Source organism: Aquibacillus albus (assembly GCF_016908325.1).
GTDB lineage: Bacteria > Bacillota > Bacilli > Bacillales > Amphibacillaceae > Aquibacillus_A > Aquibacillus_A albus.
The window spans coordinates 33,844-59,642 of sequence record NZ_JAFBDR010000013.1 but is presented as its reverse complement, the minus strand read 5'-3'; the positions used below and the strand labels follow the sequence as shown (position 1 = coordinate 59,642).

Below are 25,799 nucleotides of genomic sequence, written 5' to 3'. Positions count from 1 at the left end.
AATACCTAGTTATAACTAGTTTTCTTAAAGTTTAAAGAAAAGTTTAGATTTTGTAAACTTTAAGCTGATGAGCTTGGAAGAAAAAGCTCATCATCCTTCCCTTTATTTTCTGATAGATATTTTAAATCTAATATTAAAGGCAGTGCCTCTTTAAATGTTTCAACTGGAAAAATTTCGATTCCTGTTATTTTGTCACAAATTGCTTGGTAGTTTGCCTTTGGAATAACAACACGCGTTGCTCCTGCCTGTTTTGCTGCTTTAATTTTCGTTAAAACACCACCAATTGGCTTAATTTCTCCATAAAGGCTAACTTCTCCAGTCATTGCCGTATCATAACGAACTGGTATTTTTCGAATAGCAGAGTATATTCCAGACGCCATTGCTAAACCAGCCGAAGGTCCATCTACAGGGATACCACCTGGAAAATTGACGTGCACGTCGTATTCATGCGCAGGTATTCCAAGTGATTTAAGTAATGTCATCACATTTTCGACAGAACCTCTCGCCATACTCTTCCTTTTAATTGATTTAGATTGGTTACCAATCGTTTCTTCTTCTGCTATTCCTGTTATGGTTATCGTTCCTTTATCGCTGCACGGTAAAACCATGATTTCTATTTCCAGTAAATTTCCGGTACTCGGTCCTTGCACTGCAAGTCCATTCACTTTACCGATTTGGTTCTTTGGTGTCACATTTGGCTTCAGTCTTGGTGATAAGCGACTAGAATCAACAACCCATTCCATATCAGATTGTGAAATTAAGTCTCTAGCCTCTTTCATTGCAATACTTGCAGCAATCTGTATCATATTTACAGCTTCTCTTCCGTTACGAGCATAAACAGATAATACCTGCAACGCATCGTCTGAAATTTTACAATTTATCTTTTTGCTTGCCCTCGTTGCTACGTTTATTATCTCTTCAGGTTCTAATTCTCGAAAGAATATTTCTAAGCACCTTGAACGTATAGCAGGAGGTATTTCCTCTGGCATTCTAGTTGTTGCACCAATTAAACGAAAATCAGCTGGTAACCCATTTCTAAATATTTGATGTATATGTGTTGGGATATTTTTGTTTTCTTCGCTGTAATAGGCACTTTCATATTGTACTTTTCTATCTTCTAATACTTTTAATAATTTATTCATTTGAATTGGGTGCAGTTCCCCTATTTCATCTATAAACAACACGCCACCGTGAGCATTTGATACTGCGCCCCTTTTAGGCTGTGGAATTCCTGCTTGGCCCATAGCACCTGCTCCTTGATAAATCGGATCATGTACAGATCCCATTAATGGATCTGCAACACCTCTTTCATCAAATCTTGCAGTCGTTGCATCGATTTCAATAAAAGGAGAAGTCTCTCGAAATGGTGAATTTGCATTCCGCTTTGCCTCTTCCAGTACGAGCCTAGCTGCAGCTGTCTTACCAATCCCTGGTGGGCCATAAACAATAACATGTTGCGGATTACTACTACAAAGCGCTGCACGTAATGCTTGAATACCATCCTCTTGGCCGATAACCTCAGACAAGCTACTTGGTCTAATTCTCTCCGATAGTGGTGCAGTTAGTTGTACCTTTTTCATAGCACGAAGCTTTTCCATTTCTTTCTCAGATTCTTTTTCAATTGCATTTTTATTTGTTCGTTGGCTCCTAAGTAAATTCCAAAAGTAAAGCCCAATCACAACACCAAAGAATAGTTGAATTATAACTACAATACTAACAAGATCCATGATGTACCTCCAATAAAATGTGATACTCGTTAGTATTTCCGCAGCTATAACTTACTAAACACTTATTATTAAAAGTCTTCACAAAACTTGCAGGGTAAAGTTTTCTATCACACTGAAATCCCTTGCTATCGAAATAACAAGGGATTTATGACTAAATTTATATTTGTTTAAAGTTTTATGCACTTTCTTTCGGTGATTCTTTATTTTCATCCTTAATTGTACCGTCATTCATTACAAGTTTAGGACGGCCATTTTCCAGTGCGACGGTTTCTTTTGTAATAATACACTTTTCTATATCATCACGAGAAGGAAGCTCAAACATAACATCTAACATAATGCTTTCTATAATAGAGCGAAGTCCACGTGCACCTGTTTTTCGCTCAATTGCCTTTTTAGCTATTTCTATTAACGCTTCTTCTTCGAACTCTAATTCCACATTATCCATTTGGAATAGTTTGTCATATTGCTTCACTAATGCATTTTTTGGTTTAGTTAAGATTTCTACTAATGCATCCTCATCTAACGGCTCTAGACTACCAATTACTGGTAATCGACCAATGAATTCTGGAATTAATCCAAATCGAAGTAAGTCTTCTGGCAGTACTTTCGAAAGCAATTCACCTTTATCCATATCCTGATTTGCTTCTTCAGCACCAAATCCAATTACTTTTTTACCTAAACGACGCTTAATAATTTGTTCAATACCGTCAAACGCTCCACCACAAATAAACAGTACATTTGTTGTATCAATTTGAATGAATTCTTGGTGAGGATGTTTACGTCCCCCTTGTGGAGGAACACTTGCAGTTGTACCTTCAAGAATCTTAAGCAACGCTTGTTGCACACCTTCACCTGAAACATCCCTTGTAATTGAAGGATTTTCTGACTTACGAGCTACTTTATCAATTTCATCGATGTAAATAATACCTTTTTCTGCTTTTTCTACATCATAATCAGCAGCTTGAATAAGTTTTAGTAAAATGTTTTCTACATCTTCACCGACATAACCCGCTTCCGTTAGGGAGGTTGCATCAGCTATTGCAAATGGAACATTTAAGATTCTAGCTAAGGTTTGGGCAAGTAACGTTTTACCACTACCAGTTGGACCAATCATAGCGATATTACTTTTAGCGATTTCTACATCGTCAGATCCTTTTGATGAATTAACACGCTTATAATGGTTATAAACGGCGACAGATAAATTTTTCTTCGCTTTTTGTTGACCAATTACATAATCATCAAGAATTTCACAGATTTCTTGTGGTTTAGGAATATCTTTAAATTCAACTTCCTCTTCGTTCCCTAGCTCTTCCTCAACAATTTCCGTACACAATTCAATACACTCATCACATATATAAACGCCAGGACCAGCTACTAACTTTCGAACTTGATCTTGACTTTTTCCACAGAAAGAACATTTCAATTGCCCTTTTTCTTCATTAAATTTATACATCTCTATTTCACCCCTCTAATTAAAGTATCTATATAGGAATTATTCATACAATATCACATCTTTAGCTCATCATATCAGATTAATGAGCGATTACAAAACAATATACATTTGGATGAATATTCCTAAAAAGTTTACGAAAGTTAATGATGATAAGTAGGCTAGAACTCTTTATTGTTATAACACTTTTATAGACTACCTTATAAGAAGTCTTTCCAAGTATCGATTCCTATAAACTGTTCCATAATCTTTTTAGTAAATTGCCCAAAATTCAAATATAAATAAAGGTACATTTAATTATGTATAAACCTGACAAAAAGTCAAATGATATATACCTTAGTATATGTAACAATTCTTTTTAAAAATACGTATTTTTCACAAAAACGTTAATCTTTATTTTTAGAGAAAACAAGGCACGAAAACTCGCGCCTTGTTTATCTATCTACACATGTCTTATTTTGTTTTACTTTGATCAACTAGCAAGTCAATTGCCTTTTTGAACTTAAGGTCTTCCTTAATTGCATTTGTGTTCCCACCAAGCATTTGAGTTAGTTGCTCAACATCCGCCTGGTACATAGAAGCCATAGATTCCAATTCTTTATTAACATCTTCATCTGATACCTCTATATTTTCTGTGTTTGCAATAGCTTCAAGCGTTAAATTCGTTTTGACACGTTTTTCAGCATCTATTTTCATTTGCTCTTTCAATGCGTTTTCATCTTGACCAGAGAATTGATAGTACATATCAATTGTCATACCTTGCATTTGAAGTCTTTGCTCAAATTCTTTAAGCATCCGATCAAGCTCACTATCTACCATCGCTTGTGGAATATTGACTTCAGCATTATCACTTGCTTGTTCAATTAATGATTCACGCTTTTGGTTCTGTGCATCGTTTTCCTTTTGTTCTTCTAGACGTTTTCTAATTTTTTGCTTCAATTCATCTAGAGTTTCTACTTCCTCATCAACATCTTTCGCAAATTCATCATCAAGCTCCGGTAATTCTTTTGCTTTAATCTCATGAATCTTCACTTTAAAGGTTGCTTCTTTACCAGCAAGGTTTTCTGCATGATACTCTTCTGGAAAAGTGACTTTTACTTCTGTATCTGCTCCTGCTTCTTTACCAACTAATTGATCTTCAAAGCCTGGAATGAAAGATCCTGAACCAATTTCTAACTGATGGTTTTCCGCTTTTCCGCCTTCAAATGCTTCCCCATCAACGAAACCTTCAAAATCAATTGTCACTGTATCACCATTTTCAACAGTACCTTCTTCTTTTACTACCAATTCTGCTTGTTGCTCTTGTTGTTGCTTTAATTCATTCTCTACATCTTCATCTGTTACTTCCGTTTCTACTTCTTCTACTTCAAGTCCCTTGTACTCACCAAGCTTTACTTCTGGCTTAACCGTTACTTTTGCTGTGAAAATTAACGTTTTACCTTGCTCTATTTGAGTAATATCTACTTCCGGTTGATCGATTGGTTCAATTCCTGTTTCCTCAACAGCATTCGTATACTCCTGAGGCAAGATAATATCAACAGCATCTTGATATAAAGATTCAACTCCAAAACGTTTGTCAAATATACTACGTGGAATCTTACCTTTACGGAACCCTGGAATTTGGACTTGCTTTACTACCTTCTTAAAAGCTTGATCTAAAGCCTGGTCAAACTTTTCGGCATCAACTTCTACCGTAAGTACTCCTTCATTACCTTCTTGTTTTTCCCATTTCGCTGACATGTATTTCCCTCCAAAATCTATGTTCATAATTTCCTGTTTTACATACATTTGATGTGTATAATAGGCGGAACTCAAATTACAACCATTTTATTATAACATAATACGCTATGCTTTCAACAATTTGATTACTAGTGTGTGTTCAAAAGTCGCTCAATTAGAAGTAAGCAGGTCGAAGCGGTGAAGCTTCGGGCCGGTGTGTAGGCTTTCCCTGCAAGAGGAACGGAATAACGAGCCAATGCAGAGGCCGCTTATCATTTGGTGACTTTTTGAACATCTTCTACTAGTCTTCTATGATAGAGGAATATTCTTTGTTACATTCTATAATCTCAATTATGTACTTATTTACTTCATCTTGCTCATTTATAGTCCTTTCTATTTGAAGATATTGGTAGCCCAAAATTTCAAGGGCTTTAGATATTTTTGGGTATGCTTCTTCGTTAGGAGTAAAAGGGTATACAACGTATAAATAATGTTGACAAAGCTTTTTAATCAAGTCAAACAAAGTTGGGTTTTCCTGTTCAACATCTTCTAGCAAGCCTAATATATTCACACTAGAATAATCACTATTTACCTTCCTAAGTTCAGAGGGTTTAATCTTCATGGTTTGATTATATTTGCTTATTTCTACCTCTTCCTCAACTTGCTGTTCTAGAAATCTTTCGATGATTGCTGTTTTGACGACTGGATGAATCGCTTGATCAACCAATAATTGTTGTAATTCATGTACATAAGGTTGAATAGAGACATGTTTGCACTTTTCTATGATTCTCCATTGAACTACATCATCCTTTTCTATCACGGCCCTTTTTAGATGATTAATATAACGTAGTGCCTGCTCTGATTTTTTATCCTCTTTTAAACTTTTACTTACCTCTAACATCTGTTGGAATTGCTGTTCCATAGATTCAGGTAAATCATCTTGCTCTATAATCTCTAGTAATAATTCAATCAATAGCTCATACTGACCGGTTTGAAACAAAATCGTGCTATAAATATGTACATATTCGTAATAGAAGGCATCCTCTTTAGTTACCAAATCCTGACAAAGGTCTTCTGCTTGCTCCATTTCTCCTAATTCCATTAAACAAATTAATTTACCGATCCATAAATCATGGCTTGTTTTGTCGTATTCGATTAATTGATTTAAAAGATAAAGTGCATCTTTATATCGTTTCTCTTCTATCGCTTGTTTACTATCTTTCTCCAATGATTTTTGCCATTTTGGAAACATTACAAGTTTCTCATTATGATCATTCACAATTAACCAACCTAGCCTTTCTAGCTTTTTATTAGTCAGTCTATTGTATATCTCACCTTGCGTGACTGCAACCTTACTGTCGATCTATTCACCGTCCTACGTACACAAAAAAAGATGTCTTTAAGGTAACTTTTTTCACTTTAAGAAAAAAGCACTATAAAGACATCCTCATATATCTAGCGTCCCAGGCAGGATTCGAACCTGCGACCCACAGCTTAGAAGGCTGTTGCTCTATCCTGCTGAGCTACTGGGACATAGTATAAAAATTTAAAACATCTTACCTATTTTAATGATATGAAATTCATCCTGTTCCTGCATCTGCTAGTTTATTCGAAGATGTTTTTGCTTCGGAACAACTCGCAGCTATTTCATTGATGCCTTGCTTGTTGCTGAGCTACTGGGACATAGTATAAAATTTATGGAGCGGGTGAAGGGAATCGAACCCTCGACATCAGCTTGGAAGGCTGAGGTTTTACCACTAAACTACACCCGCACATTGGATAGATTTTTTTCTTGTTTTCGTTCCGCTCTTTCATGTCCCTGCATCTTCCAGTTGATTCAAAGATGTTTTTGCTTCGGGACAACTCGTAGCTTATTCGGTGGATGTTTTGCTCGTGGCTGAGGTTTTACCACTAAACTACACCCGCCCGAATTTCAAAAGACAAATTTTATTATATAAATTTTGAAGGAATTTGTCAACTATTAATTACCAAATTTTATTAAATTAGAGTTGACCTATTTTAGCAGGCCAACTCTAACCCTAAGAAAGACTTGTTTGAAAAGTAAGATCTTCAACCTTATGACCTTGCAACGTGTAAAATTCAATTAAAATATCATCCATTGATTCCCAGCTCATTATCGCGTAGGTTCCTTCTCTTCGCATTCTCGGCAATCGAATACTACCTGGGTTAAGAATAATTCGATTACCAATTTTTTCAGCTTTTGCTATATGAGAGTGACCATGGCAAACAACATGTGCACCTAGCTCCTCTGCACGATAATCTAACCTCATTAAAGTTGATTTAACATCATATAAATGACCATGTGTAACGAAGAAGTTTAGCGTTCCAATAGTAATTTCAACTTCATTAGGAAATTTCGAAGCAAAATCGCAGTTTCCCGCAACAGTCAAATATTGATTAAGTTCAGTAGCATCCGTTTCTAATTCAGAATCACCACAATGGATAAATTGATCGACTTCTTCCGAATGCCTGTCTTTGATTTGACTAACTTCATCTCTCCACCCATGACTATCACTTATAATCAACACCTTTGGCATCAAATCACCTCAAATCTCATTTGTTTTTCAGCCAATTTTCTAATTGAATCATTGCATTTCTACGATGACTTATTTCATTTTTTTCCTGAGAACTTAATTGAGCCATTGTTTTATTATAACCTTTCGGGCAAAATATGGGGTCATATCCAAAACCATTTTCACCCATAGGATTCTCGACTATGGTTCCTTCACATGTACCTTTTTTAAAAATGATAGGTTCATTTGGATGTGCTAAGGCCAAAACACAAACAAACCTTGCAGTTCGTTCTTCTTTCGGCACACCTTCTAATTCATTTAATACCTTATGTAAATTAGCGGTATCATCTTTTTCCACACCGGCGTAGCGTGCAGAATAAACTCCTGGTTGTCCATTAAGAGCATCAACTTCTAACCCAGAATCATCAGCAAGTACTGGAATATTTAGCGCCTTTACGATCGTCTCCGCTTTTATTGCTGCATTTTCTTCAAAGGTATCTCCAGTTTCTTCTATATCGGGTAATGAATCATCTAAATCTAATAAAGAAATGATGTTAATGTCATATTTCGCGAATAAACCTTTAAAATCCTTTATTTTCCCATTATTTTTCGTTGCAATGAACAACTTATTCATCGGCTTCCCTCATTATACTTTCCTCCATAATTGGTGCCCATTTCCCAAGAGCTTCTTTTTGTAATTCGATTATTTCTGTTAAGCCATGATTTGCCAATTCTAACATTTTTTGTAACTGCTCCGGAGTAAACGTCGCTTCTTCTCCCGTACCTTGAATCTCAACAAATTCTCCTTTTCCTGTCATTACAATGTTCATGTCAACCTTCGCTTTAGAATCTTCCTCATATTGTAAGTCTAATATTTCCGTACCATCTGGGAGAATACCTACAGAAGTAGCAGCTAAATAGTCATTAATAGGTATATGGTTAATTGTATCTTTGTCCATTAAAGTGCCAAACGCCAAGACAACTGCAACAAATGCACCAGTTATAGAAGCTGTTCTTGTTCCTCCATCTGCTTGTATCACATCACAATCAACCCATACTGTTCGTTCACCTAATTTTTTCAAGTCAACAACAGCTCGCAGGGAACGACCAATTAATCGTTGAATTTCCATAGTCCGACCTGATACCTTTCCTTTTGAAGATTCACGTATATTTCTTTGTTCAGTTGCTCTAGGTAACATCGAGTACTCAGCAGTTATCCAACCTCTTCCCTCTCCTCGCATAAAAGGCGGAACACGTTCTTCAATACTAGCATTACATATAACTTTGGTATCTCCTACCGAAATTAAAACGGAACCTTCAGGGTGTTTTGTATATTCAGTCTCAATTGTTATTGGCCTTAATTGATTTACTTTTCGTTCGTTTATTCTCATATAAATCCTCCTTTTCACCTTTATAATCGTAACATATTTTCGCCTAATTCATGTATCCTCATACAATAATATAATATAATCGAGTAGGAGGAGGTGACTAACCTCCGACCTCTCACACCACCATACGTACCGTTCGGTATACGGCGGTTCAATAGTTTGAGTGTGCTTTCTCGAGGAGTTGGTTTAGGTTTTTCAAACCAATTTTCTCGAGAATTTCATTCTTAATGGCTCTATGTAGAATATGGCTACATGCTATGTGCCAATGTCCTTTTCGTGTGTTAGCCCATTCCCAAGCTTTTTGCTTTGGAATTTTTAATTTGATAAGACTTCTGTATCGTGTCTTAACCATCTTCCATCGCTTCCATATGATTTGCCTAATTCTCCTCCTAATCCATCGGTTGATATTACGAATATAGTTTTTCATATAGCCGATGCCATAGTAATTAATCCATCCTGTTGTGACCTCATTAATTTCTTTAATGATTTGTCGAATGTTTCCACTACGGTTTCGCTTGGTTAGTTGTCTGAGCTTTTTTTCAAATTTCTTTTTAGATTTGTGATGTGGGCGAAATCCTACACCTGCTTTTGTTGCATGTATGCAAAATCCAAGAAACTTTCGTTTTGTAGGACTTCCCACCTTACTTTTCTGATGGTTCACTGTCAGCTTAAGGTTTTCCTCTAGGAATTTTGTGATACTATCCATCACTCGATTCCCTGCCTTTGTAGTTTTCACGTAGATATTACCGTCGTCAGCGTACCGAACGAACCTATGTCCTCGTTTTTCAAGTTCTTTATCCAGTTGGTCAAGGTAGATATTACTCAGAATTGGAGAGAGATTCCCACCTTGAGGGCAACCGACTTCTGTGGGATAGACTTTCCCTTTTATGGAAACCCCACTTCTTAAAAATTTCCGTATAAGCCGGAGGATTATTGGGTCTTTGATATGCTTCTCAACATGAAACATTAGTTTATCGTGATTAACCGTGTCAAAGTATTGTTTCATATCAATGTCTACCACTGTTCGATAGCCATCTCCATAGTATTTCTTTGCTTGTTTCATTGCGTCGTGAGCACTACGGTTAGGTCTAAATCCAAAGCTAGAGTCTGAGAAGGTTGGGTCAATAATTGCTTCGATGATTTGGAGGATTGCTTGTTGGACAAGTCGGTCAATCACCGTTGGCACACCTAACTTTCTCTTTGAACCATCATCTTTGTCTATTTCCACACGCTTCACGGGCTGAGGCTCGTATGAGCCATCTTTGATTTGGGATATTAGAGTCTCCCTATTTAATATTAAATAAGGGTACAATTCCTCTACTTCCATCCCGTCTACTCCCGAAGAGCCTTTGTTAGCCTTTACTCTTTTATATGCCTTATTTAGATTGTGTCGGCTAATTACTTTATCAATAAGATTAGTCACACCATCTCTTCCTTCAGATTCACCGCGAGAAATACTACACGCTTCCACTATACCTTCAGATTCCATCCTATTCTCTTGTGGATAGCCGTCTTTCAACGTTGTCTGTGGTTTTTGCATTTCTCACACCTCCACTGTTTCCAAGATTACTATTGTTCAGCCCTTCATCCTTTCGGACTACTATGGCATCTGCTGACTTCTTACAATTCATCACAACATCACTGCCATGATTGTTCTTGTGGGAAATTCCTTCCCTCTTGTCTAGAACCCTTGTAAGACCTCCCCGGGTAAGAGTTATAACCTTCCTCCCATGTAACTGCTGTATTTACTGTATGGGACTCGTGCAGTATTGGATTTCGTTTTGTATGGCAAACTCATCCATCCCAATTCAGCCTTATATACAATTTCTGTTCGTCAGTTCGGGATTTCGCCTCCGACTTCCTTCAGATTCCATCTCACGATGGACACCCTTGTCATTGGCTAACAGTTCCTACTGCCAAGCCTGTAGTGGACTTTCACCACCAAGTTATAACCCATGCCGGGCACACCATAAAAAAAGAGCTGAGGCACCTCAGCTCTTTTTTCATTCTGTTTTAAATTATAGACTGCCAGTAGGTACAAATGTATCTCTAGTAACTGGCTCTGAATATGGAACGCCGTCTTCATTGTAAACTTCATCTACATTTTCTACTGTAATATTGACCGCATCTACACCAGGCTGTTCTGTAAGTGTTAGTACTAAGGTTTCCATTACTTCATCACTAATCGAGCTAGTATCTATACTATTTAGAACATTCTCATTAAAGCTCAAAGTTAGAACACCGTCATTATATGTCGGTTCCTCTATTAACTCCGTACCACTATTAAACACGTTTAACAAATTAAGATCATACGAAGGTCCTTCTACTAATGCTTGTACAATAGATTGATAAGCATCATCATTATTCATCTCTATATGTTGAGTTACTGGTACATAATAGAATTGGTCTTGTGTTTGTGCTGGATAGTAAAGCGTTACCGCTTCACTATCCATTAAATCAACCGATTCACTTAGAGTTAGATTAATCCCGTTCGCTCTTGAATATCCATTTGATATTGGTGTTCCGTTTACAGGCATTACATCCTGTTCATATCCATTTATCCATAGTTTCACTCGCTTGACATTTTCAAACTGTGTTAGGGTAAACGTCATAGCCTGAACAATTTTTTGTTCATCTTCTGGGCGATATTCCGCAAATTCCTTAGACACGTCTACTATTAATGTACCATCTTCCTCCAAATTAAGACCAATTATTTCCGTACCTGATGGTAGTACAGCTTGAAATCCATTAGGAAGGAGCTCTGTTACAGGTCCACCTTTAACTAAATATTGCAACGTTTGTTTAGCCACTTCTTTAGACTCTGCTTTTGGTAACTCTAACGTTTGTGGAACAACCATCCCATTGGAATCTAATAAATATAATTGTCTTTCAACTGTCTCTATACTTTCGTTCGTTCCCTCCTGTTCATCGCCTTCCGATTCATCTGACCCTTCTTCACCTTCCGTTCCCTCATCAGGTGCTCCTTCTTCCGAAGCATTATCCAAATCATTTGTTAAGCTTGCTTCCTCAGGAGGAGTATCCATTTCCTCTATCGTTTGTTCACCTTTAAAAATGCCACATCCAGATAACAAGATAATTGTCATACCGAATATGACGGTATAGATAAAATACGCACGTCTCTTCATGCTTTTCCCTCCCACGATGGTTTGTACTATTATATATACGAGCTTTTTAACAAAATAGACCATGCCAATGAAATTTTATTTATACAATTTAAAGATTCTATATTAGCTTGTTACTTATTCCTAACCTTAAATGTTATTTCCGAAAGTAAAAAAAAGAACCACCAATTAAAATTGGCAGCTCCTATATATAAAAAACCCGTTAAAAAACTGCCCGACATCGGACAGTTCCGCTTCTAATTAATTGACACCAATAACTGCATTTTCAATCATAGATATTGGCTGGTTTAACCAAAGTTTTGCAATTCGATCAAACACCGCTAAATGACCAGTAGTATAAAACTGATGGTTTGGTTCCTTATCACCATTATACAATTTTTTATGATAACTAAGAATAGTACTTACCTCACGAGCAGTTTCCTCACCTGAAGAAATAATCTGAATATGATTCCCCATCACTTCCTGAATGATGTCTTTTAACAAAGGATAATGGGTGCATCCAAGTATTAAGGTATCAATATGATTTTTTTCCTTTAGCGGCTTCAATGATTCATAAACTACCCTATGTGCTTCAGGACCAGATAAAATGCCCTCTTCCACTAATGGAACAAAACGCGGACAAGCTAAATCATTAACACGAATGGTTGAGTTTATATCTTGTAAGGCTAGTGGATAAGCTTTACTATTAATGGTTCCTTCTGTTCCTATTACTCCAATACGCTTATTGTTAGTTATTTTAATTGCTGCTCTAGCCCCAGGCTGAATGACGCCTATTACAGGTATCGTTAACCTTGACCGAAGCAAATCTAATGTGAATGCTGTGGCGGTATTGCAAGCGACTACTAGCATTTTTATATTTCTGTTTAAAAGAAAATCAACCATTTCCATTGTATATTGGATGACTTCCTCCTTAGGTCTTGGACCATACGGACATCTTAGCGTGTCTCCAAGGTAAATTAACTGTTCCTTAGGAAGCTGTCTCATTAACTCACTAGCAACTGTTAATCCCCCTACTCCTGAATCAATTACCCCTATCGGTTGATCCATTTTATCCCCTCTTTGTCTTGATGTTAATTGTTTCTACCTCTTTCATCTGTTCATGAAGTAAATGAAGGATGTCATAAAGTAAATCTACTTTATCATTTGGTACATTTTCCAAAACCTCACCTAAGTACTCTTGTCGCTTTCGGATTACTTCATGAATAATGGTTTTTCCCTTTTCTAATAAATGTATTCGTACTACTCTTCGATCTTTTGGGTCTCTAGCTCTTTCCACTATTTCATTTTTTTCCATTCGATCAACAAGATCAGTCGTTGTACTACACGCTAAATTAATTTTATTGGATAGTTCCCCGATTGTTAAGTCTCCCTCTTCTAACAGCCACTGTAGTGCTACAAATTGTGGTGCTGTAATTGGGTAACTATTCAATATTTCTCTACCTTTTTGTTTAATTATTCCTGCAATATATCTTAACTCTTTTTCTATTTCAGTTATTGCTTGTTTAGGTTTCTTATTATCTTGCAATGACAGGTACCCTCCTTCATTCATAGGGGCGAATTATTACGAACATCTATCAGAATCTAGTTCTTGTTACTCCTTTTTCTTTTTACCATTACATAATATTCTACTATATTTCTTGCAAAAATTGCTCGATAATTTTTTATAATTCTCTATGACTAAAAAATACTGGGTGAAGGTGTTATGTCCACCCGATGAAAAAACCGACTTTCCCAAAAGAAAGTCGGTTTTTGCTAGAGCTTTAACTCCCCCATACGAAGGAGCTCTACTACAGCCTGTGAACGCCCCTTAACACCTAATTTTTGCATAGCATTTGAAATGTGATTCCGGACAGTCTTTTGTGATATAAAAAGTTCTTGGGCTATTTCTTTTGTTGTTTTATCCTGTACTAGAAGCTCAAATACTTCTTTTTCCCGTTTTGTTAATAATTGCTTCGGCTTGTAGTCATTATCCTTCAAGTCTTAACCCCTCCTTGCTGTCTTCAGAGCTGCATTTTGAAGGGTATTTATTTAGTCATGGTATTTTATGAAAAATATAGTTAAACTGTGCTTAAATTAGTCGTTAATCCATATAAATTAATGAACGAAATAAAAGATGTAAAAAAAAACCTTCCCACCATAAAGTGGAAAGGTTTTTTTAAGATTAATATGCGTAGTCACTGCCAAAGAAATTCTTAAAAGATTGAAGGCTTGTTTCACGATTTAATGCTGCGATAGAAGTGGTTAACGGAATACCTTTTGGACAAACTTGTACACAGTTTTGTGAATTTCCACAACCAGCAAGACCTCCGTCTTCCATCAATGCAGTTAAACGTTCTCCTTTATTCATTTCCCCTGTTGGATGTGAATTAAAGAGACGTACTTGTGATAATGGAGCTGGTCCTATAAATTCTGATTTACTATTTACATTTGGACAAGCCTCTAAGCATACACCACATGTCATACACTTGGATAGCTCATATGCCCATTGACGTTTTTTCTCCGGCATACGCGGACCTGGTCCAAGATCGTGTGTACCATCAATTGGAATCCAAGCTTTTACCTTTTTAAGAGAATCAAACATTCTGCTTCTATCAATTGCCAAATCTCTCATAACCGGGAATGTTGCCATTGGCGCAAGACGGATTGGTTGCTCTAATTTATCAACTAACGTCGAACACGCCTGTCTTGGTGTTCCGTTGATCACCATGGAACAAGCTCCGCAAACCTCTTCCAAGCAGTTCGATTCCCAAGCAACCGGAGCAGTTTTTTCACCATTAGCATTAACTGGGTTCCTTTGAATTTCCATTAAAGCAGAGATAATATTCATGTTCTCTCTATATCGAACATTAAACGTCTCCTCATAAGGAGTAGAATCAGGGCTGTCTTGACGAGTAATAATTAACGAAATTGTTTTATCAGCCATAAACGTTTTGCCCCCCCTTTACTTCTTTTTACTGTAGTCACGTTTTCTTGGCTCAATAAGTGAAACGTCTACATCTTCATAACTAAACGTTGGCGCATTTGATTCAGGGTCAAATTTTGCCTTTGTTGTTTTTAACCATTCCTCATCGTTTCGTTCAGGAAACTCTGGTTTATAATGTGCTCCTCGACTTTCGTTGCGGTTATACGCACCAACCGCTATAACACGTGCAAGGTGAATCATATTTTTCAACTGTCTTGTGAACATAACACCTTGGTTGCTCCAACGAGATGTATCATTTATATTAATATTTTCCCAACGCTCCAATAATTCTTGAAGCTTTTCATCCGTTTTTAATAATTTTGCATTATCACGAACAACTGTAACGTTATCAGTCATCCATTCTCCTAATTCTTTATGGATTTGATAGGCATTTTCTTCTCCGTCCATTTTCATTAATTCTTCAAAGTAATCTTCTTCTTCTTTTAATTTGTTATCAAATAGACTAGAAGGTAAATCATCAATCGTTTTTTCTAAACCATTTATATATTTGATAGCGTTTGGACCAGCTACCATTCCACCATAAATAGAGGAAAGCAATGAATTTGCTCCAAGTCGATTAGCACCATGCTGTGAATAATCACACTCACCAGCTGCGAAAATACCTGGTATATTTGTCATTTGATCATAATCTACCCACAGGCCACCCATTGAATAGTGAACAGCAGGGAAAATTTTCATTGGTACTTTACGCGGATCTTCACCAACAAATTTTTCATAGATTTCAATAATTCCACCAAGCTTAACATCCAGTTCTTTTGGATCTTTATGTGAAAGATCTAAATAAACCATGTTTTCACCATTAATTCCTAGCTTTTGATTGACACACACATCAAATATTTCTCTCGTTGCAATATCACGTGGAACAAGATTTCCATACGCTGGATACTTCTCCTCCAAGAAGTACCAAGGCTCACCATCTTTGTACGTCCAAACTCGTCCACCTTCACCACGCGCTGATTCACTCATCAATCTCAGTTTATCATCTCCAGGGATTGCGGTTGGATGAATTTGAATAAATTCACCATTGGCATAAATGGCACCCTGTTGATATAAAGAAGCCGCCGCAGAACCAGTATTAATTACCGAGTTTGTTGATTTTCCAAAAATAATCCCAGGACCACCTGTTGCAAAAATAACCGCATCTGCTTTAAATGCTTTTATTTCATGGGATTGTATGCTTTGCGCAACAACTCCTCGACCAACACCCTCTTCATCAATAATGGCTGAGGTAAATTCCCATCCCTCGTACTTTGTAACTAGCCCTTCTACTTCATATCTTCTAACCTGTTCGTCTAAGGCATATAAAAGCTGTTGTCCTGTTGTTGCACCTGCATATGCAGTTCTATGGTGTTGAGTTCCACCAAAACGTCGGAAGTCAAGCAGACCTTCTGGAGTACGATTAAACATAACTCCCATTCGATCTAACATATGTATAATTCCTGGCGCAGCTTCACACATTGCTTTTACTGGAGGTTGGTTTGCTAAGAAATCCCCTCCATAAACTGTATCATCAAAATGTTCCCAAGGAGAGTCCCCTTCTCCTTTTGTGTTTACAGCTCCATTAATTCCACCTTGAGCACAAACAGAGTGAGAACGCTTTACAGGTACAATCGATAATAAATCAACAGAAACTCCTGCTTCTGCAGCTTTTATCGTTGCCATAAGGCCTGCGAGACCGCCACCTATTACAACAATTTTGCGATTACTCATATCCTTACTCACTCCCTAACTTTCTATTTATGAAAACTTCGATTCTATATACCATAAGCAAATTTAATTAATGCTCGTACACCGATGTACGTTACACCGATAAATACGATTAATGTAGCGTAAGTAGCAATTTTCTGAGAACGTGGAGAAACAGTTATTCCCCATGTTACTAAGAAACTCCATAGTCCATTAGCAAAATGGAATGTTGTTGATACAACACCAATTAAATAGAACCAAAACATAAATGGATTTGCTAAGATTGTTTCCATCAGACTATAATCTAGTTCTACATTTCCTAAGCCAATCTGAACTCTTGTTTCCCAAACATGCCATACAATAAAAATTAATGTTATGACCCCAGTTATTCGCTGGAGATAAAACATCCAATTTCGGAAAAAGCCATAACGGCTCGTATTGTTTCTTGCTACAAACACTATGTAGACACCCAATATTGCATGGAATAAAATAGGAAGAAAAATAATAAAAGTTTCTAATAAAATACGAAATGGCAAGTCATGCATAAACATAGCTGCCTTATTAAAACTTTCTTCTCCATATACAGCAAAGTGATTGACGACTAAATGCTGAATTAAAAATATTCCAATTGGAATAACCCCTAATAATGAATGTAACCTACGATAAAAAAACTCCCTATTTTCCGCCATAAGAACCCCCCTCAACTAGTATTGTTAGTGTAATAATCTAAGTCATATACCTTTTCTAGCAATAAAGCGCTTTATTTTCTGTTTCACTTTATTAATTTAAGTAGAAAACGTATATTTATACCACAAACTATTGTACTTCTATCCTGTAAAAGCGTCAAGAAAACGAACCCCTTAAATGTAGATAGAAATCGAATATTGCAATCAATAACGTTTCAAGGGATAATAAAATTTATACATATGGATAATCCGCATTGTGCAACAAAGAAAGGAGTTAAGTAGTGGACATAAACCGAGAAAAATTAGAAACAGCAGTTAATCAACTACAAATAACTGGTTCAGGTTATGACATACTTCGCTATGTGTGTTTACCAGAATTGCTTGGGAAAAATTCAAATACAATTCTTTATATTATGGGAAAAAATTTATCAAGAAAGCTTATTTTTTCATCCTATGAAGATATTTATAGCTTTTTTGCAAAGGCAGGATGGGGAAATTTAACGCTAATAAAAGAAAAACGTAGAGAGATTATCTTTGAACTATCAGGAGAAAGTATTGATCAGCGACTAGATACGGAAATTGGTCAGGAGTTTCGGTTGGAAGCAGGCATTCTATCAGAAGCAATTGAGCAAATAAAGTCGGCCTCTTGTGAATGTATAGAAGAGATAAAAAGAAAGAAACATTCCGTTCAATTTAACGTTATTTATTCAAAATAACAGATAAGCTTCGACACGCTTTAACAAGTGTCGAGTTTTATATACTTTTAACCAAAAACAATATGCGGATATCATAAATGATATCCGCAATTAATTATCTTTTTTTAAGTGTTCTAGAATCGTCTCCGCAGTGGGCTGTGGTATCCCTAGCTTCATCAATTCTTCCATTGACGCTCGTTTAATCTCAGTGATTGATTTAAAATGAGTTAATAGTAGCTTTCTTCTCTTTTCTCCAACTCCAGGTATCGCATCTAATTCTGACTTGAAAGCACTTTTCCCCCTTAATTGACGGTGAAATGAGATAGCAAATCGGTGAACCTCATCCTGTATTCGTTGAATTAGATAAAATTCTTGAGATTGACGATTTAAAGGAACGACGGCTGGTGGATTACCATATACTAGTTCACTTGTACGGTGCTTTTCATCTTTTGCAAGCCCACATAAAGGTATATCTAAGCCAAGTTCATTTTCTAGTACATCTAAAGCTGCATTCATTTGTCCTTTCCCCCCATCAATGACGATTAAGTCGGGGAGAGGCAGCCCTTCCTTCAGGACTCGGGAATATCTTCGACGAACAACCTCTCTCATCGTCTCATAATCATCAGGCCCTTTCACATGTTTAATTTTGTATTTCCGATATTCTTTTTTCATTGGTCGACCATCTATAAACACGACCATTGCAGACACAGGGTCTGTCCCTTGAATATTAGAGTTATCAAAAGCCTCAATCCGGTGTGGTGTTTCAATGTTAAGCTTTTCTCCCAGTTGATCTATCGCTTTAATTGTTCGTTCCTCATCTCGCTCTATTAACGAAAATTTTTCCTTTAAAGCAAGTTGAGCATTTTTTTCTGCTAATTTAACTAATTCTTTTTTTCTACCCCGATAAGGAATACGGACATCAAGCTCTAATAATTCTTGCAGCAATTTATCATCGGTTGGCGCAGGAACGAGTATCTGCTTTGGTTTAGGATGGTTTTGATGAAAATAAAACCTGCCGATGTAGCTTAAAAATGTGTCATCAGGTTCATCAAAGAATGGAAAAATAGAAACATCTCTTTCAATTAATTTGCCTTGCCGAACAAAAAATACTTGCACACACATCCAGCCCTTATCATACGCATAACCAAAAATGTCACGATCCACTTCATCGTTTAACGTCATCTTTTGCTTTTCCATTACGGCTTCAATATGTTGAATTTGATCACGAAGTTCCTTTGCACGTTCAAAATCAAGTGATTCCGATGCCTGAAACATTTTTTGTTGTAGATCTTTTTTTATCTCTTTATGACCACCACTTAAAAATGACGTAATACTTTGAACAATAGACTGGTTCGTTTCCTGGGATACTGGATAAACACAAGGACCTAAACATTGATTCATGTGATAATATAAGCAAACGCGGTCTGGCATTTTGTTGCACTTCCGCAAAGGATATAGCCGATCCAATAGTTTTTTTGTTTCTCTTGCTGCTAACACATTAGGGTATGGGCCAAAATACTTTCCTTTATCCTTTTTTACTTTCCTTGTCACAATCAATCGCGGATGCTCTTCTGCAGTTACTTTTAAATAAGGATAAGATTTATCATCTTTTAACAAGACATTAAATTTAGGATCATATTTTTTTATTAAATTCATTTCCAAAATTAATGCTTCTATTTCTGAGGAAGTCACAATGTATTCAAAATCTACAATTTCATGAACAAGTCGTTGTGTCTTTTGATCATTTGCTCCGGTAAAATATGATCGAACTCTATTTTTTAATTTTTTTGATTTTCCTACATAAATCACTGTATTATACTTGTCTTTCATTAAATAACAACCTGGTTGAGCGGGGAGAACTGCTAGCTTCTCTGTTATCTGACGATTCATTTTTTCACCCTACCTGCTATCTTTATTAACAATAATCATGTATTTTATTGTAACAAAAAATAATCCCCCTGTTATCCGTAACAAGGGAATTAGAGAAAACTTTTATACTAAATTAAGCATGTTTATTAATTAATTCAACTAAAGCTTCTTTTGGCTGAAAACCAATTATTTGCTCTACTACTTCGCCTTCTTTGAACAAGAGAAGTGTTGGGATACTCATAACTCCGTGTTTACCAGCAGTCTCTTGGTTTTCATCGACATCTAGTTTTACGATTTTTACTTTATCGCTCATTTCACTATCAATTTCCTCTAAGACAGGTGCTATCATTTTACAAGGTCCACACCATGGTGCCCAGAAATCTGCCAGCACAACACCTTCACTCGTTTCCGTATTAAAACTTTGATCATTCGCGTTTACAATTGCCATTCCTTATTCCTCCTCAATATAAAATGAAACTTTTTATCTCAGGGGTTTATCATTCCCCTTAATGATACTCCCTTAACTAAAAGGGTAATTTGAAGTGAATCAGGCTGTGTTCTTCTGTACTATCTTCAATAAAGATACAATACATTTCGTACATCAGTATGTGATTCTCAATTCCACTTGAGTATATCATTCCATTTTATTAAAATGCTACTAGTTTGCTCCTAGTATACCCTTAAAGGATATATCCATGTAAATCATGCGATTTAAAAAACTGCAACAGCGTAAGTAACCGTTGCAGTTTTGGGACGTATTAAGCATTCACTTTGATTCGTTTAATTTCATCCACCAGCTTCGGTACTACTTCAAATAAATCCCCAACGATACCATAATCTGCTACCTTAAAAATATTGGCTTCTGGATCTTTATTTATAGCAACAATAACTTTTGAATTAGACATTCCTGCAAGATGTTGGATCGCTCCTGATATACCACAAGCAATGTAAAGGTCTGGTGTAACAACTTTTCCTGTTTGACCAATTTGCAAAGAATAATCACAGTAGTCAGCATCACAAGCTCCACGAGAAGCACCTACTGCACCACCTAATACTCCTGCAAGTTCATACAACGGTTCAAAGCCTTCTTTGCTTTTGACACCTCTTCCTCCAGCAACAATCACCTTAGCCTCTGATAAATCCATTCCATCGGATGTTTTACGAACGATATCTTTAATAATTGTTCTTAAATCTGTAATCTCTACATCTAGTTTTGATATATCAGCCTTTTGGCTTTCATCCCGACTTAAAGCTTCAATATTGTTCGGTCGGATAGTAGCAAATATCATGTCATCAACAAAAATTTTCTTCTCAAATGCTTTACCTGAATAAATAGGTCGAGTGAACACAATATTATCAGCAATTACATCTATTTCCACTACATCGGAGATTAAACCCACATCTAACCTACTTGCTAGTTTAGGTGTTAAATCCTTTCCAATAGCGGTGTGGCCCATGACAATAGCATCTGGTTCTTCTTTTTTGATTACCTCAAGTATCACTTGCGAATATCCATCAGATGTATACGTTTTTAATTTTTTGTTTTCAATGATTTGCACTCGATTGGCTCCATAATATACCATTTCCTTTGCATATGCTTCTAATTGGGTAGAACCACAAATGACACCCAGTATTTCCCCATCCCCAGCCAAAGTTTTAGCTGCCGCTATCGCTTCAAAGGATACATGACGAAGAGAACCCTCACGTATTTCACCAATTACTAACACTTTCTTACCCATTAATAATCTCCCTTTCCATATTTAGCAAACAATACGATTAGTTGCCCCGATAGTAAAAGAAAATTAAAAGGCGTTATCCAAAAAGTAGACAAAAATACCCTTGGAACAAAACACTTTTTCTGTTTCCGAAGATTTTTACCCTTTTTGAACACACACTACAAGACTATAATACTCGTGCTTCATCAGATAATAATGAGATTAACTCTTTTACTTGTTCGTCAATTTCTCCTTCTAATATTTTTCCAGCTTGACGTTCAGGTGGTAAGAAAACTTCGATCGTTTTTGTTTTCGGAAGTACATCTTCCTCATCCAGTTCCAAATCATCAATTTCTATCTCTTCTAGAGGTTTTTTCTTTGCCTTCATAATTCCAGGTAAAGATGGATATCTTGGCTCGTTTAACCCTTGTTGGCAAGTAACTAACACAGGTAAAGTTGTTTCTACCAATTCCGTATCTCCCTCTACATCCCTCTCTATTTTGACTGCTTTATCTTCCACTGCTATCTTTGTAATTGTTGTAATACAAGGGATTCCGAGTCGATCAGCAAGTCTAGGTCCGACCTGGCCACTCGCTTTATCAATTGCGACATTTCCAGCCAGAATGAGGTCTATTTGTTTGTTTGTAAAATACGTTTCTAAAATTTTGGTAGTAGTAAACGGATCAGTATCCTCTAAGTCATCTTCAATATTGATTAAAACAGCTTTGTCTGCTCCCATTGCCAAAGCAGTTCGTAATTGCTTTTCTGCTTGATCCGTTCCCACTGTAACAACTGTTATTTCACCACCATGTAACTCTCTTTGGTTTATTGCCTCTTCAATCGCATATTCATCGTAAGGATTAATAATAAACTCCGCACCATCCTCCTCAATTTTGTTGTTATGAATAACGATTTTCTCTTCTGTATCAAACGTACTTTTCATTAACACAAAAATATTCACTTCTTTCACCCTTTCCACACTTAAGCTTTATGAAGCCTATTAACAAGTGAAAGTCAATCTACGTTAGATGATAATCCTTGGATAATTAGCTCATGAACCTCATCTGCCTGTTTAACAACGTTATATTTCTGATCCTTCATTACCCAATTTGTTGCGATTTCGTCTATTGTTCCAAAGATCATTTGGCGAGCTAGCCGAGGGTTTAATTCCTTTCTAAACACTCCTTGATTTATTCCGGCATCAATAATTTCATCGATAATTTTCAAATACTTTTTTAGGATTTCATTAATTTTCAAACGTAAAGCTATATTCGACTGCCTAAGCTCTAGCTGCGTTACAATCGCTAAATCATGATTCTCTGCTAACTGATTAAAGTGCATCTTTATTAAAATGCCTAGTTTTTTCTCAGCGTCGTCAACATCATTGATTTCCTTTTCTATTTTTTCAATAAAAATACCCATTTTCTCTTGAAATAGCGAAACAAGAATGTCTTCTTTATTTTTAAAGTAAAGATAAATGGTTCCATCTGCTACACCAGCTTTTTTTGCAATTTTAGATACCTGTGAAGCATGGTAACCATTTTCCGCAATAACATTTACTGCTGCATCAATGATTTGTGTATATTTTGGTTTATTTGTTTTCAAAATCATCCCTACCTACGACATTTTAAAAATTGAATGACTATTCATTCATGAAGTATCGTACATTTACCATTACCTTTTGTCAATAGCCTGGCCTGTCACAAACAGACTGTACAGGACAAGCTATTAACTCGTTTGATCTTTTACGTCATTTATTTTCAACTTTTCCTCTTCAATTAATGTTCTTCTTAATATTTTACCAACAGCGGTTTTGGGAAGTTCTTTACGGAATTCATATATTCTTGGTACCTTAAAGGAAGCAAGGTTTTTTCTAGTAAATTGATCAAGCTCCTCTTCTGTTAAATGATATCCTTCCTTGATAACTACATACGCTTTAACGGTTTCTCCCCTGTAAGGATCCGGTATCCCAGCCACAACAGCCTCTTGGATTGCTTCATGTTCATATAACACTTCTTCTACTTCTCTTGGATAGATATTATATCCACCTGCAATAATCATATCTTTTTTTCGATCAATTACATAGAAGCATCCATTTTCATCCATATAACCAATGTCGCCAGTGAATAACCAGCCATCTTTTAACGCTTGCTCCGTCTCCTCAGGATTATTCCAATAGCCTTTCATTACCTGTGGACCACGAACAACTATTTCTCCCGCTTCCCCAGCTTCTAAAGCTTCACCGGTTTCCATACTAATAATTTTGGCATCAGTGTCTGGCCAAGGAACACCAATTCCTCCTTGCACTGTATCTGATGCTAAGAAATTTGCATGTGTAACAGGAGAAGATTCCGTTAATCCATAACCCTCGATTAATCGACCACCAGTTATTTTTTGAAACTTATCCTGCACTTCAAATGGTAGCGGTGCTGATCCGCTAATACACGCTTCGATGGACGACAGGTTATAGTCCTTTAACTTAGGGTGATTCAATAAACCAATATAGATAGTTGGTGCTCCAGGGAATATCGTTGGTTTTTGCTTATCAATGGTTTTAAGAACATCCTCTACTTCAAATTTCGGCAATAATACCATTTTTGATCCAGTAACTAACGAATAATTCATTACCGTAGTCATCCCATAAACATGAAAAAAAGGCAATACACCCAAAACGATGTCTTGTTTCGCTTTATTTTCATCCAACCAAATTTTACACATTTGAACGTTGGACACTAAATTGTAATGCGTTAACATAACACCTTTCGGAAAACCGGTCGTTCCACCTGTATACTGTAAAAGTGCTAAATCATTTTTAGGATCAGTTGGATATTCTTTAAAACTAGTCCCTTGATTTTTTAAAATGTAAGTCCAAGGATGAATCGAATCTGTTTTCTTTGGCTTAACGAGATCTGGATATTGCTTTTTCTGAATAATAGGATAAATTACATTTTTCGGAAATGGTAGATAATCTTTAATACTAGTAACTATTACATGTTCCACTGACGTTTGTTTTTTAGCCTTTGAAACAATTGGCATTAATAAATCTAAACAAATAATTATTTTTGAACCGGAATCCTTTAACTGATATGCAAGTTCACGTTCTTTATAAAGTGGATTTGTTTGAACGACTATTCCACCAGCTAGAAGGACACCATAATAACTTATAACAGCTTGAGGTGAGTTTGGTAACATGATGGAGACTCGATCACCTTTTGTTAATCCTAAGGCTTGAAGGTAAGAAGCAAGTTGCTGGGATTGTTGAAACAATTCTTGGTAGGTTAATTCTTTTCCCAGAAAGTAAAGCGCATTCACATTTGGATGATTAGATGCACTTTCTTTTAGGAAGGCTTGGAGTGGTTTTTCGTCATACGTGACACTTTTAGGAATGTGCTCCGGATAATGTGCCAACCACGGTCTTTCCCCAATTTGATTCATTTTATTCCCTCCTTTTTTTACCTTACTTCTATTATAACGACTGAGTATTCATTTTAGAATAAAGAATCATCATAATTCTTATGACCTACAGAAAAAAACGTAAACATTTTATGACCACCGAACTTTAACACATCCTACCTATAAAAAAATGACGGACTAATCCGCCATTTTCAAGTGTTATTAACCATAAAAAAAATACCTACGATCAAAAAAAGGAAAGCAATAATCACTAATATTTTTGCCAAAGTCTTCACAATTTTCTCTCCCTCTACCAGCGCTTTGTCCCAAACAAATGAAACAATCAATATAATCTATGGTGTTATTTACATGCAAATATTTCCAATCCTCACCCTATACTAGCCCCGATAACAAAGGACAAACCAACCGAAATGACCATCGAAATGAAACCTACAGCACGGTTGTCTTTAGCAATCTCTTGATCAATTTTGTAGGTTGGTGTTAAAAACTCAAAAATAAAATAACCAATAAGTAATAACAAGAAGCCATATGTTCCCCAACTAATACTTTCAACAACTGTATCATTGTGTTCGATCGAATACCGAAAGATATTTGCAATTCCAAATATCTTTCCACCGGTTGCCATTGCAACAGAAAAGTTTCCTTTTTTAATTTCCTCCCAGTTTTTATAACTGGTCACTAGTTCAAAAATCGCCAAAAAGACAATCAGGCATAAAATTGCAACACTATACCTTGCTGCAGTTTCGATCAATACGTTTTCCCAAAAACTGCTCATCCACTCTACCTCATT

Annotated in this window: 23 protein-coding genes and 2 tRNA genes; 1 reads left to right on the top strand and 24 read right to left on the bottom strand. The window is 36.3% G+C overall.

Going from position 1 to position 25,799, the window contains the following annotated elements; translation table 11 throughout:
• Positions 1-59: 59 nt before the first annotated feature.
• The 17 genes from lonB to JOC48_RS12140 form a co-directional block, all read right to left on the bottom strand.
• Positions 60-1,727: an ATP-dependent protease LonB gene (lonB, locus tag JOC48_RS12220; RefSeq protein WP_204500089.1), complete on the bottom strand. Its 1,668-nt coding sequence runs from the start codon at positions 1,725-1,727 to the stop codon at positions 60-62.
• A gap of 175 nt (positions 1,728-1,902) precedes the next feature.
• The gene (clpX, locus tag JOC48_RS12215; protein ID WP_204500087.1) at positions 1,903-3,180 is read right to left on the bottom strand and encodes an ATP-dependent protease ATP-binding subunit ClpX; all 1,278 of its coding nucleotides are present in this window, start codon (positions 3,178-3,180) and stop codon (positions 1,903-1,905) included.
• Positions 3,181-3,630: 450 nt separating this feature from the next.
• Positions 3,631-4,917 (bottom strand): trigger factor, encoded by a 1,287-nt coding sequence (gene tig / locus JOC48_RS12210; RefSeq protein ID WP_204500085.1) that lies wholly within the window; start codon positions 4,915-4,917, stop codon positions 3,631-3,633.
• Positions 4,918-5,197: 280 nt separating this feature from the next.
• Entirely contained in the window at positions 5,198-6,175 is a 978-nt protein-coding gene (locus tag JOC48_RS12205) for a tetratricopeptide repeat protein (RefSeq protein WP_204500083.1), read from the bottom strand.
• A gap of 180 nt (positions 6,176-6,355) precedes the next feature.
• Positions 6,356-6,429: transfer RNA gene (locus tag JOC48_RS12200), tRNA-Arg, on the bottom strand.
• A 165-nt stretch (positions 6,430-6,594) separates the two neighbouring features.
• Positions 6,595-6,668 (bottom strand) — tRNA-Gly (locus JOC48_RS12195).
• Between the two features lie 267 nt (positions 6,669-6,935).
• Positions 6,936-7,454: a metallophosphoesterase family protein gene (locus tag JOC48_RS12190; protein WP_204500081.1), complete on the bottom strand. Its 519-nt coding sequence runs from the start codon at positions 7,452-7,454 to the stop codon at positions 6,936-6,938.
• 16 nt (positions 7,455-7,470) lie between these two features.
• Entirely contained in the window at positions 7,471-8,064 is a 594-nt protein-coding gene (locus JOC48_RS12185; RefSeq protein WP_204500078.1) for an XTP/dITP diphosphatase, read from the bottom strand.
• Positions 8,057-8,821, bottom strand: a complete 765-nt coding sequence (gene rph / locus JOC48_RS12180; RefSeq protein WP_204500076.1) for a ribonuclease PH — start codon at positions 8,819-8,821, stop codon at positions 8,057-8,059. The genes JOC48_RS12185 and rph overlap by 8 nt, the downstream gene beginning before the upstream one ends.
• Positions 8,822-8,969: 148 nt before the next feature.
• On the bottom strand, positions 8,970-10,358 hold the full coding sequence (gene ltrA / locus JOC48_RS12175; RefSeq protein ID WP_204500075.1) for a group II intron reverse transcriptase/maturase: 1,389 nt from the start codon (positions 10,356-10,358) through the stop codon (positions 8,970-8,972).
• A 478-nt stretch (positions 10,359-10,836) separates the two neighbouring features.
• Complete coding sequence (locus JOC48_RS12170; protein ID WP_204500074.1) at positions 10,837-11,964, bottom strand: GerMN domain-containing protein; 1,128 nt, start codon at positions 11,962-11,964, stop codon at positions 10,837-10,839.
• A 237-nt stretch (positions 11,965-12,201) separates the two neighbouring features.
• The gene (gene racE, locus JOC48_RS12165) at positions 12,202-13,008 is read right to left on the bottom strand and encodes a glutamate racemase (RefSeq protein ID WP_204500073.1); all 807 of its coding nucleotides are present in this window, start codon (positions 13,006-13,008) and stop codon (positions 12,202-12,204) included.
• Between the two features lies 1 nt (position 13,009).
• On the bottom strand, positions 13,010-13,510 hold the full coding sequence (locus JOC48_RS12160) for a MarR family winged helix-turn-helix transcriptional regulator (protein WP_204500072.1): 501 nt from the start codon (positions 13,508-13,510) through the stop codon (positions 13,010-13,012).
• A gap of 203 nt (positions 13,511-13,713) precedes the next feature.
• Entirely contained in the window at positions 13,714-13,938 is a 225-nt protein-coding gene (locus JOC48_RS12155; RefSeq protein WP_077621319.1) for a helix-turn-helix domain-containing protein, read from the bottom strand.
• A 184-nt stretch (positions 13,939-14,122) separates the two neighbouring features.
• Positions 14,123-14,884: a succinate dehydrogenase iron-sulfur subunit gene (gene sdhB, locus JOC48_RS12150; RefSeq protein ID WP_204500071.1), complete on the bottom strand. Its 762-nt coding sequence runs from the start codon at positions 14,882-14,884 to the stop codon at positions 14,123-14,125.
• Between the two features lie 18 nt (positions 14,885-14,902).
• Positions 14,903-16,654 carry a succinate dehydrogenase flavoprotein subunit gene (gene sdhA, locus JOC48_RS12145; RefSeq protein ID WP_204500070.1) on the bottom strand — a complete coding sequence of 584 codons (1,752 nt, stop codon included), beginning with the start codon at positions 16,652-16,654 and terminating at the stop codon, positions 14,903-14,905.
• A 44-nt stretch (positions 16,655-16,698) separates the two neighbouring features.
• Positions 16,699-17,319, bottom strand: a complete 621-nt coding sequence (locus JOC48_RS12140) for a succinate dehydrogenase cytochrome b558 subunit (protein WP_204500068.1) — start codon at positions 17,317-17,319, stop codon at positions 16,699-16,701.
• A 278-nt stretch (positions 17,320-17,597) separates the two neighbouring features.
• Between JOC48_RS12140 and JOC48_RS12135 the strand changes: the two genes are divergently transcribed.
• Complete coding sequence (locus JOC48_RS12135) at positions 17,598-18,032, top strand: DUF2507 domain-containing protein (protein ID WP_204500066.1); 435 nt, start codon at positions 17,598-17,600, stop codon at positions 18,030-18,032.
• A 90-nt stretch (positions 18,033-18,122) separates the two neighbouring features.
• Here JOC48_RS12135 and uvrC read toward each other — a convergent pair whose 3' ends face one another.
• The 7 genes from uvrC to JOC48_RS12100 form a co-directional block, all read right to left on the bottom strand.
• Positions 18,123-19,901: an excinuclease ABC subunit UvrC gene (gene uvrC / locus JOC48_RS12130; RefSeq protein ID WP_204500064.1), complete on the bottom strand. Its 1,779-nt coding sequence runs from the start codon at positions 19,899-19,901 to the stop codon at positions 18,123-18,125.
• Positions 19,902-20,013: 112 nt separating this feature from the next.
• Positions 20,014-20,328 carry a thioredoxin gene (gene trxA, locus JOC48_RS12125; protein ID WP_204500062.1) on the bottom strand — a complete coding sequence of 105 codons (315 nt, stop codon included), beginning with the start codon at positions 20,326-20,328 and terminating at the stop codon, positions 20,014-20,016.
• A gap of 310 nt (positions 20,329-20,638) precedes the next feature.
• The gene (locus tag JOC48_RS12120) at positions 20,639-21,619 is read right to left on the bottom strand and encodes an electron transfer flavoprotein subunit alpha/FixB family protein (RefSeq protein ID WP_204500060.1); all 981 of its coding nucleotides are present in this window, start codon (positions 21,617-21,619) and stop codon (positions 20,639-20,641) included.
• Positions 21,620-21,782: 163 nt separating this feature from the next.
• A complete protein-coding gene (locus JOC48_RS12115) occupies positions 21,783-22,556 on the bottom strand; it encodes an electron transfer flavoprotein subunit beta/FixA family protein (RefSeq protein WP_204500058.1) in 774 nt (257 codons plus the stop codon).
• Between the two features lie 53 nt (positions 22,557-22,609).
• A complete protein-coding gene (locus JOC48_RS12110; RefSeq protein ID WP_204500056.1) occupies positions 22,610-23,200 on the bottom strand; it encodes a TetR/AcrR family transcriptional regulator in 591 nt (196 codons plus the stop codon).
• Positions 23,201-23,323: 123 nt separating this feature from the next.
• Positions 23,324-25,030 (bottom strand): AMP-binding protein, encoded by a 1,707-nt coding sequence (locus tag JOC48_RS12105; RefSeq protein WP_204500054.1) that lies wholly within the window; start codon positions 25,028-25,030, stop codon positions 23,324-23,326.
• A 346-nt stretch (positions 25,031-25,376) separates the two neighbouring features.
• Positions 25,377-25,784 (bottom strand): DUF350 domain-containing protein, encoded by a 408-nt coding sequence (locus JOC48_RS12100; RefSeq protein WP_204500052.1) that lies wholly within the window; start codon positions 25,782-25,784, stop codon positions 25,377-25,379.
• Positions 25,785-25,799 lie beyond the last annotated feature (15 nt).